The sequence below is a fragment of the Streptococcus sp. SM3 genome (genome assembly GCF_027497875.1).
This window is the reverse complement of the sequence record NZ_JAJNSA010000065.1, coordinates 1-13,566: the sequence shown is the minus strand read 5'-3', so window position 1 is coordinate 13,566 and position 13,566 is coordinate 1. Positions and strand designations below refer to the sequence as shown.

The following is a 13,566-nucleotide window of genomic DNA, read 5'->3' as shown; positions in this document are numbered from 1 at the left end:
CTACTGTTGTAATCGCAGTCAATCCATCATTGTAACGCTTCTCAACTCCTGCCTTGCAGGTCAATAAAACGGGCGCATAGACAACACGGATTAAATCTTTTTCAAGTTTCTTTCGGCTTTCGATGATCCTCATCTTATCTTTCATATCTAAATCAAAGAAATCTTTGACTGGACTATCACCCATACTTCCTCCTCTTCTATACTATGAAAACTATGAAACTTTATCTTGTGCAAACTTCTCTTCCAGTTGGCGTCTATCTTTCCGGTAGGATTGCCATAAATTCTCTTCCTCGATTTCGATCTGTTTTAAGGCTACTTGTGCAGCTTCTCTAGCTTCGAGATCATACTCTTCGATACAGCGATGGAGGGACTCCCATCCACAACTGACATCAACCTCCTGCTCTTGTAAGAATGAAGCTGCCATCGCAAACTCTTCTTCCAGCATCTGGGTGAAGAGCTGCTGTTTTCTTTCCACTAGGCAACGCTTTTCATCTAGCTCCAAGCGCGCTTTTTGGAACTCTCTTTCCAAGTGATCTAGTTTCTTTTCCTTTTTCGAAAGAGTAGATGAAATTAATAAGCTAGTTGTTCCCACTGGTTCATTTCTCCTGCTATTTCTTGATCTTTTGCTTTTAAGAGTTCAATTCCTGCATTCACTTGCTCATTTAAAGCATGAAATTCATTCGATAAGGACTGATATGCAGCCAAACGGTTGTCGAACCTTTCTCTTACTTCAGTGACAACTGTTTGCCTTGTTGCACCAGCCTGTGCATAGGCCTCTTCTACTTCGGAAAGATTGAGAATGAAGCCTTTCGGAACGGTCTGTAATACTTTCTCCAAAGCTTCTAAATCTGTATCCAGTTGTGCCTTAGATTTCTGAGCTTGCTCCAGTCCTTCATCCACTACTCGAATCAGCTCATCAGAAGCCAAGCGCGCCTGCAAAGCGTCAAGATAAATCCGTTCACTTGAGCTCAGTCCACCACCTGTTTTTTGTAATTTATCCTTTAGGCGATAGTAAACCTTCATCCGCTCTTCAATGATTTCCTTCCGAGTGATGGCTTCCGTTCCCTTTTCAAGAACCAAATTCCCGTCCTTATCATAGATATAACCATGCATCATGTGCTGCAGGCCCGTATTTATCAAATTCTTAGTTTTGAGGTGCTTGACAATCCCACTGGATTCCTTGCTTCCAGAATCCTGATAGCCCAAGCTAACCAAATCTTTATGGTCAATGTGGTTGTAGATTTTGTACTTCAGCGAATCTATACGCACTTTTTGCTCGGGTGTTAAAATAGGATAGGCATTAGGGCCATTATATAGGTGTACGGTCCCAATATGAGAAGCTTCCTCTTCCGTCAAACAGGCAAGCGCATACTGAATATTCATAGAACCCAGAGAGTGACCGTATAGATCAATCTTGGCATTGGGGTATTTTCGGATCACCTCTTTCAAATGAGCTGCAGCATCTTTAAATTGCGGAGGCGGGAAAGTACCTCTATCTTTGTTGTACTCTTTTAAAATGGTAGCCCCAATAAATACTGGAAACTTTGCTTGACTATCAATTAGAATATCCGTTCCCATACCATATAGATTTGCTTTCGCCTCACGATAAGCATTTGTTATTGGATTACTTCTAATACTCTTGACAAAGCTTTTTACATTATTTCCAACATTTTTATCGAGTAAACCAAACGGATAACTAATAAGCTCCGAAATATTATAATCGGCAGTTTCATCCCTTTTTTTCAAATTCTCCTTAATCTTATCTCTAGTGAATCTTTTCGCATAATCTGTCGCATAGTTCGCCGCTCCATTGGGACCAAGAATGTTAGAAGCAGCAGGCAAATCTGTCTTTACCCAATCCGTAAATGTATCATGGAGTAATTTTTGTGTACTTGTTTCAGTTTCAGATCCCTTCATCAAGACAGTCACGTCATGGATTTGGGCACGCGCTTCATCAGAAGCAGTATAGGGGACTGGATCTTGTTCAACACCCTTGCCACTATCCGTTAGTACGAAGACCTGTTCTTCATTACCATTTACACTATCATAGATATGAGCTAAGTTACCAATATAATCATCTCCATCGTTAATAGAATAATCTTGCCCCATTTCTAACGGTTGATATTCTAATAAGGATGTTTTCTGATGTTGAAGATCCGAAAAATTAGAATTAATGACCATCACTTTCTCCTCTTATTAGTCTCGTTAACTTTTTTGGCATTCCAGACGCTGCAACGGTATATTCCCCTGAATCTTCCTCTTGAACTGTCATATTGATTATTAATGTATCATCATTGTTAATGACTACCTCTAGAATCAGCCCTCCCATTGGATTATATTTTAATTTATCTTTTAAAATCCTATAAGTCTTTATTTTTCCATTTGGAGTCAGTGCTTCCGGGTCTAGTTTTTTTAAATATTTTTCAATCGCCACTTTCATCTTCTTACTCTCTGCGATTTGAATCATTTCTTGTTTCTTGGCAGATTGTCCATTAAAAAAGCTACAGCCTCCTAAGCTCAGGCTAAATACTACCATTATCAACACAATAAATTTACTTTTTTTCATCTTCTTCCCATTCTTTCTTCAGGTTTCTTAGAATTTATTATACAAAATTCTATTCATACCTGAAATGTTACTTTTGTTAAAAAATGTTGCCAAATCGTTACAAGCACTAGCTATTGATGTAACATATTGGTTTTGATCCATAAATGTTTCTATTTAACTATATTAGGGGTGTTTGCCTGAATGATTGCTAGTTAATAAATCACTTAACTCCTCTGTTTCCCCAAAATAGGTCTCTTCATATTTCTTTGTAGTAGCATCCTCTTGTATAGTTGTGCTCAAAACTAACTTTGCATCATTATTTATAACTATTTTTACTAATATCCCTCCCATCGGATTATAATCTAAATCATCTTTAGAAATTTTATATGATTTTATTTTTCCTTCTGGCGTTAGAGCTTTCGAATCTAATTTTGTTAACATGTTTTCAATCGCTACTTTCATCTTCTTACTCTCTGCGATTTGAATCATTTCTCGTTTCTTTGTAGATCGTCCGGTAATAAGACTACATCCTCCTAGAAGTAGCCCTGACAAAATTATGATTACGGCCACACTGTATCTTTTATTCATTTTCAAGCAAGTCCTTATTTAGCATTTACTAATTTCTTGGATAATTCCCCTGAAATGACTACTCCATTCTGTTCCAGATGCCCATCAGCCTCCTGGGTTAGAGTTGTCGTAATGGTTAAATTCTTATCCTCGTTAATCACCATTTCTACCGTCAATCCTCCCATAGGGTGATATCTCAGCCGGTGGGTATTAATTTTATATGACTTCACAATTCCCTCTGCTGTCAAGGCATAGGGGTCTTCTTGTCTCAATATATATTCGAGAACTCTTTTTGATTGCTTACTCTCTGCAATCTCTAGCATTTCTCTTCGTTGCTCTGATCGTCTAGTAATAAGACTACATCCTCCTAGGCACAAAGTGGTTAGCAATAACCATAACGTCCATCTTATTTTAGTTCTCATATTTTCCTTTGATGCTTCCATGAACGACTCCACTGAATGAGTTTATTTCCCAGCCTCTTCTGCTTCACTTAACAGATCACTTAATTTTGCTGAAATACCGTAACTACCTGCTTCGAACTGTCCTGAATCTTCCATTTGAACAGTCGTATCGATCGTTAACTTTTTATCGCCATTGATAACGAGATAGACATTCATCCCTCCCATTGGATTGTATTCCAATTCACCTTTTATCAGGGTATAGGAGTGAATGACTCCTTCTGAAGTGAAAGCTTTCGGATCGATACTGATTAACAAGTGTTTTATCGCTCGCTCCATTTTCGTGCTTTCTGCAATCTGAATCATTTCCCTTCTCTCAGCAGCTTTATCTGTAAAAAGACTGCAGCCTCCTAGAAACAAAGTCAGTAAGAATAGTAGCATTAATCGTTGTTTTTTATCAGTCATATGTTCCCTCTCACTTATATTATTCGTAATGATTTTTAAAAAATGACCCAATTTTTAAGAATTTTTTCCAGATTCTAAAAAACACACCCTTACTGGGTGTGTCTCCTGTTAAATCATATATTCGACGCTATAAGTGGCATCGGATAAAATCCGTGAAAGGAATTGTTTGGTTCGCTCTTCCTTTGGACTGTTGAAGAATTCATGCGGTTCATTTTCTTCGATGATGTGTCCGCCATCCATAAAGATAACGTGGTTGGCTACATCACGCGCAAAGCCCATCTCATGGGTTACGACAACCATGGTCACTCCTTCTTGGGCCAATTGCTTCATGACATCTAAGACGTCACCGACCAACTCTGGGTCTAACGCTGAAGTCGGCTCATCCAGCAAGATCACGTCTGGTTTCACTGCGATGGCACGCGCGATTCCGATCCGTTGCTGCTGACCACCTGACAATTGAGAAGGATAGTAATCCTTGTAAGCGAGGAGACCAACTTTTTCAAGGGCTGATTCTGCCCGTTGGATAGCTTCTTCTTTTGGAATCTTACGAGCTACAACCAGGCCTTCTAAGATATTTTCAAGCGCTGTTTTGTTGGCAAAGAGATTGTAATGCTGGAAAACAAAGGCCGTCTTTTGGCGGATTTCTAGAATCTCTTTTTTGCTAAGTTTTGAGAGGTCATATTCTTTTCCACCTAGGGTTAGGTGGCCTGTGTCTGCCTTTTCCAAGTGATTGAGGCAGCGAAGGAAGGTTGTTTTTCCTGATCCAGATGGACCCAAAATAACGACGACATCCCCTTGGTTGACCTTGAGATTAACATCTACCAGGACCTGGTGATCCTTAAATTTTTTCGATACGTGTTCTACTTCTAACATCTTCTTATTTCTCCTTCTTCTATGCGAGTGTCAGACGTTTTTCTAAGAGATTGAATCCCCACTGAATCACCCCACAAATGACAATATAAAGAATAAAAATCACTAGATAGGATTCAAAATATTGATAGCCATAAGAGGCTTCAACCTTGGCAATGGCGGTGATATCCTTGATGGTCATGACAAAGACAAGGGAGGTTCCTTTGACCAAGTTGATAACTAAGTTACACAAATTAGGAAGGGCTGAACGCAAGGCTTGTGGAAAAACAATGCGGATATAGGCTTGGCGATTGGTCAAACCAATGGCTTGCGCTGCTTCTAGCTGGCCCTTATCCACCGTCAGAATGGCTGACCGTAGAATTTCAGCAAGACTTCCCGTTGTCATCAAGCTAAAGATGATAAAGGCATAGTAAATGGGATTGATCTCAAAGACATTAAAGTGACTACCAATACTCTTAAAAAAGCTATTTAAGAGGCTGGGAAAGAGACTATAAAAGAAGAGAATCAAGAGAATCGGAGGCGTCGCGCGGATAAAGGCTAAGTAAATCACTGAGAAACTGCGAACACCTTTGACCTTATAGATCTGACCGAGTGCCAAAAAGAGGGCTGGAAAGAAACTCAAAAGAATCGATACAACCATGATCAGAAGGGTCACTGGAACACCACCCAAGGTGGCTAGAAATGCTTTACTAATAAAATTGAAATCCATAAGCTACCTTTCTGTTACACTGAGTCGTTTCTCAAGGAGTTGAGCGGAGAAGGAGATCACAAGGGCAATTCCCCAGTAGATCACTGCGACAGCTGTATACGTTTCGAGGGAATAATTCCCAAGATTGCGGCTGATCAAGTTGTTGCCTGCTCCCATGATATCGATAAAGCCAATGGTATAAGCCAAAGCGGCATCACGCATGAGGTTCAAGATGGCAGTCGTCATATTTGGAAGAGCCACGCGAAAGGCTTGGGGAAGGACAATCCGCCAAATGGTTTGAGCTGGCGTCAAGCCGATACTCAAGCCCGCTTCCATCTGACCTTTTGGAATGGCCAAATAGGCTGCCTTGAAGACCTCAGAGATCATCGCGGCAAAGAGAAGAAACATGGCAACAAGGACAAAGACAAACTTGGACCAGTGGTCAATGTCAATGCCCAACCACCAGTTCAAAAATTGGGGAAGTCCATAAAAGACCAAAAAGAGCAAGACAATCGGAGGGGTACAACGCAAGGTAAAGACATAACCCTTTGCCAGACTTGCTCCTACCTTATCTTCTGATACTTGTGCCCAGGTCAAAACCAAGCCAAATGCAGAACCGAGAACCGTCGTTAAAACCATCAAAGCTAGGGTCGCTGGTAGGGCTTGGACCAAGGTTGGAAGAAATGACCAGACCTTGGAAATGTCGTATGAGACCATGTTTCTTTTCCTTTCTGTATCCGTATAGAAATAAGGAAGCTGGGGCTATGCGCACCCAGTTCCATCTTATTTCTTTTTATCTACATAACTGAAGACATCTTCACCGAAATATTTTTTCGACAATTTAGCAAGTGTGCCATCTTTTTCTAATTCTTTGATGGCCTTGCTGTATTCTTCCGCAAATTTTTCGTTTTTCTTATCCTTATGGATCAATGGGTAAGTTGGAATTCCTTTGTAGGCAAACCAGCTAAGTTTGTCCGCATATTGGTGGTAAGAACCATCTTTATCTGTGACAGCTTTTTCAAAGGAAAGTTTGATGTCAAAGAAGGCATCGTAACGTCCTTCAAGAACCCAAGCATAGGCATCTGCGACTTTGAAAGATTCGGCAGCTGTTAATTCGATTTGTTGGTCCTTATGCTTTTCATTGTATTCTTTAATAACATTCCACTGCGCATTTTGTGGTGAAATTGGAACCAATTTTCCTTTTTCTTTAGCGAAGTCATCGATATTCTTGTATTTATTCGCATCTTCTTTCCGAACGGTAAATCCGATGATACTTGCTCCGATTGGTTCTTTTGGAATGATAAATTTCTTGGCACGTTCTTCGGTATACCAAGCTCCTTTGGTTCCGATATCGTATTTACCAGATTCTAGACCGATCAAGAGATCGTCATCACTTGTTCCAGTGTACTCAAACTTGTAGTCTGGTAGTTTTTCGTCAATGGCTTTGAGAACGGCTACTTCATAGCCATCTGATTCTCCTTTTTCATCAACGAAATCATATGGTACATAGTTTTGAGTGTGGGCTACTTTCAAGGTTGTTACCTTGTTCGATCCTGTTGAATCTTTGCTGTCGTTTGCATGGTTCAAGCTCCGTCCAAGAATGGTTGCACCTGCAATGGCAAGAACTGCCACCCCACCGATAATCCATGTTTTTTTACTCATACTCTGTTCTCCCTCTTTCTATTTTCCTTATTCTGCTGCAGCTTCACGAACCCATTCGATTCGTTCTTCATCAATGTCACTTGGAATCGTACAATCGGCACCGATGACCAAGCCTGTGGTTCCTGTTTCTGCAATGATGCGTTTGGTTTCTGCTTGGATGGCAGCCTTGTCTCCTGTGTAGAGAAGACCATTTTTGCCATTTTCAAAACCACCAAGAACCGTGCGTCCACCGAAGATTTCGCGTCCTTCTGCTAGGCTGATTCCTTCTGGTCCAACTGCCCAGTTAATGACTTGAGCTGGGTAGTCTGTGAAGAGATGGATATCATTGCGAGCTCCTTCGTAGCCACAGATATGAAGGATATTTACCCCACCTGCTTCATTGGCTGCTTCTAAGACATGGAGTTCACTCGGTGCAATAATGTTTTTATAAACTTCTTGTGTAACCCGCGCATCTTGGATACTTTGAACACTGAGGTAGATCCCGTCTGCTCCTGCTTCTTTGATGATTCGTTGGCTCAAACTGGCAATATCTTGGCCAATTGTATCCAATACTTTTTTAAGAGTTGCTGCATCTTGATCGATAAAGTTGGCGATCAAGTCATCTCCTCCTGAAACTTCTCCGACCAACCATTTGAAGTAGGTCACTGGAGCAAAGATATTGTAGATAGCCACAATGTCTTCTTCAAAACCGGCACGGATTTTTTTAACGAGCTCTACTTGCTCTGTGATCCATGGATGATCTGCTCCGAGTGGTTCAATCCCTGCTAAGTCAGAGATATTTTCAATGCCCTTGTGAATGGCTGGGTTTGGATAAGCAAAGTAACCATCACTCATGAGTTTGACAAAGTCTGGTTTGACCTTGTGAAGGAAGTTTTTATGGCCATTGAGGTTTTTTTCAATAATTTCCGGATTAGAAAATCCTTTCAACCATTCTTCTTCTGTTGTGAAATGATGCCAAAATCCAACTGGCACACGGTCAACCGCTTCTCCTTTAAAAGCTTTTAACACTAATTCTCTTTTTGATGACATGTTCTTACCTCGTTCTATTCTTTTCTTGTTTGTTATCTTATCACTTCGATAATTGTTTGACTAATATATATTTTTTATCAAGCTCTTCATCTTTTTTTATCACTGATCTTCAAGGAGTAGAATTCCTGCTAGGTCAGATGGGCGGATGAGGGAGAAACTATGAGCTGGAATCTTCTCCAGTCTTGCCATATCTGGATCTTTTTTTGCTTTCCCCTGACTGCTTGCTAGAGCTACTTTACTGAGCCCTAGAAGCAAAAACAAAACGGTTACCAGGATACACCATACATTGATCTTTTTCATCTCCCTCTCCTTTCTTCTTACAATACAGCCGCCTGACGCACCCAGTCTAAGCGTTCCAATTGGAAATCATCTGGCACGGTACAGTCTGCTCCAAGGATCAAACCACGGCTTCCAGCTTCAGCCACCAAGCGACGCGTTTCTTGCTCAATAGCTTCTCGTTCCCCTTGGTAGAGCAAACCTTTCTTGCCGTTGACAAAACCACCCAAAACGGCACGATCGCCGAAAAGTTTACGACCTGCGGCTAGGCTAAGGCCTTCATGATGGGTCGCCCAGTTAATGACTTGAGCTGGATAATCCTTGAAGAGCTCCACTTCATTGCTGGCCCCTTCAAAACCACAGATATGAAGGATATTGATGCCTCCAGCTTCATTGGCTGCTGCTAGGACAGCGATATTGCTCGGTTCAATGATCTTGCGGTATTCTTCATCTGTCACACGCTCATCTTGGACCTGCTGGGTTGAGAAGTAAATCCCTTCAATACCTGCTTCTTGGATCAAGCGGCGACTTAAAGTAGCGATGTCTCCTGCAATGACGTCAAGAACATAGGACAAGGTTTCTGGATCCTCCTTGATAAAGTCTGCAATCACTTGGTCTCCACGGGATTGGTCCGTACGGAACCAGCGTTTCAAATAAGAAATGGGCGAGAAGATATTGTAGAAAGAAGCAATCTCTTCATGGAAATGGGAACGAATCTCCTTGACCACTTCGATTTGTTTTTCAATCCAAGGATGATGCTCTCCAATCGGTTGAATATCCTTCAATTCTCGGATCGATTTGATCTCTCTCGAATAAAGAGCACTCGGATAGCGGAAGAAGCCATCGCTCATGATCTTGACAAAATCAGGTGAAATTTCTTCAACATAGTGTTGGTGTCCCTTAATACTTTTTGCTACTACAGCCGGATTGTCTAGACCCAATTCTTTTTCTTCTTGGGTCACATAATGGAGCCAAAATCCTACAGGGATTCGCTCTACTGTTTCGCCTCGAATGGCACGAAGAACCAATTCTTTTTTACTCATACTGTGAATCCTCCTCAATATTTCTCCAATAGAAAGGCTAACTGCTTTCCTTCTGGAATTTGTAACCATGATATCACCTCGAAAAGTAGCTGACTAATATATTTTCCCTATCAAGGCCTTAAAATTTCTTTATTAAAAAAAGTATCAAAAAAACGCAAGTCCTTGAAAATAGGGACTTGCGAGTATCTTTCTCTATTTTTACATTTTAGAAAAAAAGGACCTCTTTGATCTTTTCTTGATCCGGTTATAATATAAAACTATACCCCTTCTTTTAAGCTGAAAAATGGCATCTATTGAGGTGAAAAAGCCCTTCATATCAACATTTCTTTCTTCCTATTCATTTTACCATTCCCTGGATCACCTTCTCCTCTTTCTTGTCAGGCAAGATTGAAAGGAGTATAATTTTGTAGAATAATTTTAAGGAGTGTACGGTTTATGAAAACAACAAAAACCACCTTTACCATCGTTTCTGCTCTTGCTTCTGTCATTTTACTGACGAGTTGTGGAAGCAACACCACTAAAACGCAAGAGACAAAAGCAAGTAGCACTAAAAATCAGGTGACGATGACCTATGATCAGCAGCGCTCACAAGAAAATACCATGTCTGTTCTCTGGTACCAAAAGGCAGCAGAAACCAAGGCTTTGTATTTACAAGGCTACAATGTCGCTACTGACCGTTTGAAAGAGATCCTCCAAACTCCTTCTGATAAGCCTTATTCCATCGTCTTGGATTTGGACGAAACTGTTTTAGACAACAGCCCTTACCAAGTTCAAAACGTCAAAGATGGTACGGCCTTCAATCCTAAAGATTGGGATGTTTGGGTGAAAAAAGCAGCCGCAAAAGCGGTGCCAGGTGCCAAAGATTTTCTTCAATATGCGGATCAAAACGGGGTTCAAATCTACTACATTTCTGACCGTACAACCTCTCAAGTAGACGACACCATCAAGAATCTTGAAAAAGAAGGCATTCCGGTTCAAGGACGTGACCACCTCATGTTCTTAGAAGATGGTGTCAAATCAAAAGAAGGCCGTCGCCAAGCTGTGCAAGAAAAGACCAATCTTGTCTTGCTCTTTGGGGACAACCTAGTGGACTTTGCAGACTTCTCTAAGACATCTGAAGCTGATCGCGACAAGAAATTGGACGAATTGCAAAAAGAATTTGGTGAAAAATTCATCATCTTCCCAAATCCAATGTACGGATCATGGGAATCTGCTGTTTACCAAGGTAAAAAACTAGACGCCAAGGGACAAACAGAAGAACGCCTCAAAGCCTTGCAAGGTTTTGATAAATAAAGCAAACATCCTCGTTAGGAGAAACCTAACGAGGATATTTTTTCTATAGACAAATTTATTCAACTGTTACAGACTTAGCAAGGTTCCGTGGTTTGTCGACATCGAGTCCACGATGAAGGGTTGCAAAGTAAGCAATCAATTGGGTTGGCACCACCATTGAAATTGGAGAGAGGTAAGGGTGAACCGCTGTCAAGACCAAATCATCTGTCTCTTTAGCAACATTTTCTTCTGCAATGGTTAAGACATGAGCCCCACGTGCTGCCACTTCTTGGATATTTCCACGTGTGTGGCTGGCTAGGACTGGATCAGATAAGAGAGCAATGACCGGTGTACCGTCTTCGATCAAAGCAATAGTCCCGTGTTTTAACTCACCCGCAGCGAAGCCTTCACATTGGATGTAAGAAATTTCTTTTAATTTCAGACTGGCTTCCATGGCAACATAGTAATCTTGGCCACGTCCGATATAGAAAGCATTGCGGGTTGTTTCCAACAAGCCACGGACTTTTTCATCGATCACTTCTTTTTCTGAAAGGGTTGATTCGATCGATTGGGCAACGATAGACAATTCGTGCACCAAATCAAAGGCTTTGGCCTTTTCATTGCCATTGGCTTCTCCAACAGCTTTGGCAAGAAAGGCAAGGGCTGCGATTTGAGCCGTATAAGCCTTGGTGGAAGCGACCGCAATTTCAGGACCCGCATGGAGCAACATAGTCATGTCTGCTTCACGTGAAAGAGTAGATCCTGGAACATTGGTTACTGTCAAGCTTGGAATGCCCATTTCATTTGCTTTGACCAATACCTGGCGACTATCAGCTGTTTCACCAGATTGACTGATAAAGATAAAGAGCGGTTTCTTACTAAGAAGTGGCATTCCATAGCCCCACTCAGAGGAAATACCGAGTTCTACTGGGGTATCTGTCAATTCTTCTAGCATTTTCTTAGAAGCAAATCCAGCATGGTAAGAAGTTCCAGCTGCAAGAATGTAGATACGGTCTGCTTCTTGAACCGCTTTGATGATAGCTGGCTCTACCACTACTTGACCTGCCTCATCTGTATAAGCTTGGATGAGTTTACGCATTACAGTTGGTTGCTCGTCGATTTCCTTGAGCATGTAGTATGGATAAGTTCCCTTGCCGATATCAGAGAGATCGAGTTCAGCCGTGTAGCTAGCGCGCTCACGACGATTTCCATCGTAGTCTTGGACTTCAACGCTATCTGCTTTGACGATGACCAACTCTTTATCATGGATTTCCATATATTGGTTGGTCTCACGAATCATGGCCATGGCATCTGAGCAGACCATATTGTAACCATCCCCAAGACCAATCAAGAGTGGTGATTTATTTTTTGCCACATAGATGGTGCTTGGATCTTCTGCGTCCATCAAAGCAAAGGCATAGGCTCCTCGGATGATGTGGAGAGCTTTTTTGAAGGCTTCAAGCGTAGACAAGCCCTCTTCTTCAGCAAATTTTCCGATCAAGTGGGCTGCAATTTCTGTATCTGTTTGCCCCTTGAAATGATGACCAGCTAGGTATTCTTCCTTGATTTCAAGGTAGTTTTCAATGACGCCATTGTGTACCAAAACAAAACGACCTGTCTCTGAACGGTGTGGGTGGGCATTGTCTTCAGTTGGTTTTCCGTGAGTTGCCCAGCGGGTATGTCCGATCCCAGCTGTTCCTTCAACACCTTCTGCCTTAGACGACAATTCTGCAATGCGGCCAACTGCCTTTACCAATTGGCTCTTGCCTTCACTAGCTAGAAAAACACCCGCAGAGTCATAACCTCGGTATTCGAGCTTTTCAAGTCCTTGAATCAAAATATCAGTAGCATTTGTATTTCCTACAACACCAACGATTCCGCACATAGTCTTTACGATATAGCCTTGCTATACTTTCCCCTTTACTTAGTCAAACGACCCATGGTCGATTTCTCAGTTACTTTGAAATTGGTCTAGTCTAATTTACCAAAAAAGTAACCAGCGGAGTCAGTATACAATGCTTCTTCCAGTTTGTCAACTAGGAAATATAAGAAAATTGGTCTAGTTAAGAAAGGGTTAAGAAAAGAGGCTGGGATAAAAGTCCTAGCCTCTTAATTGTTTTTGGATTGTCGAGCAAGACGCAGTGGTTGAGTGGGCTCTACTACGCTGATTTCATCAGCTTTTACAGTCCTACTCAACTGTGCGGAGGTGGGACGACGAAATCGAATTCTAACGAATTTCCGATTTCTGTCCCACTCTCTGTTTTTTCTATTCTTTAAATCCATTCTGTTGGCTCAACTCACGGAACCAATGACCGGATTTTTTGAGGGTACGTTTTTGACTCTCAAGATCCAATTCAACTAAACCATAGCGGTTCTTGTAGCCATTGAGCCATGACCAGCAGTCAATAAAAGTCCAGATCAAATAGCCTTTACAATTGGCACCATCTTGAATAGCCCGGTGGAGCTCACGAAGATGATCTTTGACAAAGTCAATCCGGTAGTCATCTTGGATCACTCCATCCTTGCGGAATTTTTCCTCTCCTTCGACCCCCATCCCATTTTCGGTCAAAATCCACTCGATATTGCCATAGTTTTTCTTGATATTTTGGGCAATGTCATACAGGCCTTGCTCATAGATTTCCCATCCACGGTGGGGATTAATCTTGCGGCCTGGCATGACATAGGGTTCATAAAATTGCTCAAAGAGTAGGGGAGAAGCTGGATTCGGAGCATAACGAGGAGCTGCCACAC

16 protein-coding genes and 1 pseudogene are annotated in these 13,566 nt (G+C 41.6%); 1 reads left to right on the top strand and 16 read right to left on the bottom strand.

Annotated features, from left to right (window positions below):
* The 14 genes and pseudogenes from PAN06_RS09675 to PAN06_RS09610 all read right to left on the bottom strand — a co-directional run.
* A pseudogene (locus tag PAN06_RS09675) lies at nt 1–184 on the bottom strand (hypothetical protein); the annotation flags it as partial.
* A 27-nt stretch (nt 185–211) separates the two neighbouring features.
* A complete protein-coding gene (locus tag PAN06_RS09670; protein WP_269796189.1) occupies nt 212–592 on the bottom strand; it encodes a type III secretion protein in 381 nt (126 codons plus the stop codon).
* Entirely contained in the window at nt 571–2,181 is a 1,611-nt protein-coding gene (locus tag PAN06_RS09665; protein WP_269796188.1) for a hypothetical protein, read from the bottom strand. Before PAN06_RS09665 ends, PAN06_RS09670 begins: the two co-directional genes overlap by 22 nt.
* A complete protein-coding gene (locus tag PAN06_RS09660) occupies nt 2,171–2,566 on the bottom strand; it encodes a DUF1310 family protein (RefSeq protein WP_003009964.1) in 396 nt (131 codons plus the stop codon). The genes PAN06_RS09665 and PAN06_RS09660 overlap by 11 nt, the downstream gene beginning before the upstream one ends.
* Nucleotides 2,567–2,728: 162 nt before the next feature.
* Complete coding sequence (locus tag PAN06_RS09655) at nt 2,729–3,133, bottom strand: DUF1310 family protein (protein ID WP_269796187.1); 405 nt, start codon at nt 3,131–3,133, stop codon at nt 2,729–2,731.
* Nucleotides 3,134–3,147: 14 nt separating this feature from the next.
* Entirely contained in the window at nt 3,148–3,534 is a 387-nt protein-coding gene (locus tag PAN06_RS09650; protein ID WP_269796190.1) for a DUF1310 family protein, read from the bottom strand.
* 42 nt (nt 3,535–3,576) lie between these two features.
* Nucleotides 3,577–3,975, bottom strand: a complete 399-nt coding sequence (locus tag PAN06_RS09645) for a DUF1310 family protein (protein ID WP_049473089.1) — start codon at nt 3,973–3,975, stop codon at nt 3,577–3,579.
* 108 nt (nt 3,976–4,083) lie between these two features.
* Entirely contained in the window at nt 4,084–4,848 is a 765-nt protein-coding gene (locus tag PAN06_RS09640) for an amino acid ABC transporter ATP-binding protein (protein WP_003016067.1), read from the bottom strand.
* A gap of 19 nt (nt 4,849–4,867) precedes the next feature.
* On the bottom strand, nt 4,868–5,554 hold the full coding sequence (locus PAN06_RS09635) for an amino acid ABC transporter permease (RefSeq protein ID WP_195623500.1): 687 nt from the start codon (nt 5,552–5,554) through the stop codon (nt 4,868–4,870).
* A 3-nt stretch (nt 5,555–5,557) separates the two neighbouring features.
* Nucleotides 5,558–6,250, bottom strand: a complete 693-nt coding sequence (locus tag PAN06_RS09630) for an amino acid ABC transporter permease (protein WP_223141385.1) — start codon at nt 6,248–6,250, stop codon at nt 5,558–5,560.
* A 66-nt stretch (nt 6,251–6,316) separates the two neighbouring features.
* Nucleotides 6,317–7,195 carry a transporter substrate-binding domain-containing protein gene (locus tag PAN06_RS09625; protein WP_269796186.1) on the bottom strand — a complete coding sequence of 293 codons (879 nt, stop codon included), beginning with the start codon at nt 7,193–7,195 and terminating at the stop codon, nt 6,317–6,319.
* Nucleotides 7,196–7,222: 27 nt separating this feature from the next.
* Nucleotides 7,223–8,224 (bottom strand): uroporphyrinogen decarboxylase family protein, encoded by a 1,002-nt coding sequence (locus PAN06_RS09620; protein ID WP_223141386.1) that lies wholly within the window; start codon nt 8,222–8,224, stop codon nt 7,223–7,225.
* A gap of 99 nt (nt 8,225–8,323) precedes the next feature.
* Nucleotides 8,324–8,524, bottom strand: coding sequence for a hypothetical protein (locus PAN06_RS09615; RefSeq protein ID WP_021154358.1), 201 nt, complete (start codon nt 8,522–8,524; stop codon nt 8,324–8,326).
* A gap of 17 nt (nt 8,525–8,541) precedes the next feature.
* Nucleotides 8,542–9,612: a uroporphyrinogen decarboxylase family protein gene (locus PAN06_RS09610; RefSeq protein ID WP_269796185.1), complete on the bottom strand. Its 1,071-nt coding sequence runs from the start codon at nt 9,610–9,612 to the stop codon at nt 8,542–8,544.
* A 366-nt stretch (nt 9,613–9,978) separates the two neighbouring features.
* On the opposite strand from PAN06_RS09610, the gene PAN06_RS09605 reads away from it, so the two are divergent.
* Nucleotides 9,979–10,836, top strand: a complete 858-nt coding sequence (locus tag PAN06_RS09605; RefSeq protein ID WP_003004374.1) for a 5'-nucleotidase, lipoprotein e(P4) family — start codon at nt 9,979–9,981, stop codon at nt 10,834–10,836.
* A 55-nt stretch (nt 10,837–10,891) separates the two neighbouring features.
* Here the strand turns inward: PAN06_RS09605 and glmS are convergent, their stop codons facing one another.
* Both glmS and PAN06_RS09595 read right to left on the bottom strand, forming a co-directional pair.
* Nucleotides 10,892–12,700, bottom strand: a complete 1,809-nt coding sequence (glmS, locus tag PAN06_RS09600) for a glutamine--fructose-6-phosphate transaminase (isomerizing) (protein WP_269796184.1) — start codon at nt 12,698–12,700, stop codon at nt 10,892–10,894.
* Nucleotides 12,701–13,081: 381 nt separating this feature from the next.
* The coding region (locus PAN06_RS09595; protein ID WP_269796183.1) for a family 1 glycosylhydrolase at nt 13,082–13,566 on the bottom strand (485 nt) is incomplete at its 5' end.

What these genes read in the sequence shown, in the direction of transcription:
- PAN06_RS09665 (WP_269796188.1), bottom strand. Translation starts at nt 2,181, where the DNA reads ATGGTCATTAATTCTAATTTTTCGGATCTTCAACATCAGAAAACATCC.
- PAN06_RS09630 (WP_223141385.1), bottom strand. Translation starts at nt 6,250, where the DNA reads ATGGTCTCATACGACATTTCCAAGGTCTGGTCATTTCTTCCAACCTTG.
- PAN06_RS09640 (WP_003016067.1), bottom strand. Translation starts at nt 4,848, where the DNA reads ATGTTAGAAGTAGAACACGTATCGAAAAAATTTAAGGATCACCAGGTC.
- glmS (WP_269796184.1), bottom strand. Translation starts at nt 12,700, where the DNA reads ATGTGCGGAATCGTTGGTGTTGTAGGAAATACAAATGCTACTGATATT.
- PAN06_RS09615 (WP_021154358.1), bottom strand. Translation starts at nt 8,524, where the DNA reads ATGAAAAAGATCAATGTATGGTGTATCCTGGTAACCGTTTTGTTTTTG.
- PAN06_RS09610 (WP_269796185.1), bottom strand. Translation starts at nt 9,612, where the DNA reads ATGGTTACAAATTCCAGAAGGAAAGCAGTTAGCCTTTCTATTGGAGAA.
- PAN06_RS09605 (WP_003004374.1), top strand. Translation starts at nt 9,979, where the DNA reads ATGAAAACAACAAAAACCACCTTTACCATCGTTTCTGCTCTTGCTTCT.
- PAN06_RS09635 (WP_195623500.1), bottom strand. Translation starts at nt 5,554, where the DNA reads ATGGATTTCAATTTTATTAGTAAAGCATTTCTAGCCACCTTGGGTGGT.
- PAN06_RS09660 (WP_003009964.1), bottom strand. Translation starts at nt 2,566, where the DNA reads ATGAAAAAAAGTAAATTTATTGTGTTGATAATGGTAGTATTTAGCCTG.
- PAN06_RS09620 (WP_223141386.1), bottom strand. Translation starts at nt 8,224, where the DNA reads ATGTCATCAAAAAGAGAATTAGTGTTAAAAGCTTTTAAAGGAGAAGCG.
- PAN06_RS09625 (WP_269796186.1), bottom strand. Translation starts at nt 7,195, where the DNA reads ATGAGTAAAAAAACATGGATTATCGGTGGGGTGGCAGTTCTTGCCATT.
- PAN06_RS09645 (WP_049473089.1), bottom strand. Translation starts at nt 3,975, where the DNA reads ATGACTGATAAAAAACAACGATTAATGCTACTATTCTTACTGACTTTG.
- PAN06_RS09655 (WP_269796187.1), bottom strand. Translation starts at nt 3,133, where the DNA reads ATGAATAAAAGATACAGTGTGGCCGTAATCATAATTTTGTCAGGGCTA.
- PAN06_RS09650 (WP_269796190.1), bottom strand. Translation starts at nt 3,534, where the DNA reads ATGAGAACTAAAATAAGATGGACGTTATGGTTATTGCTAACCACTTTG.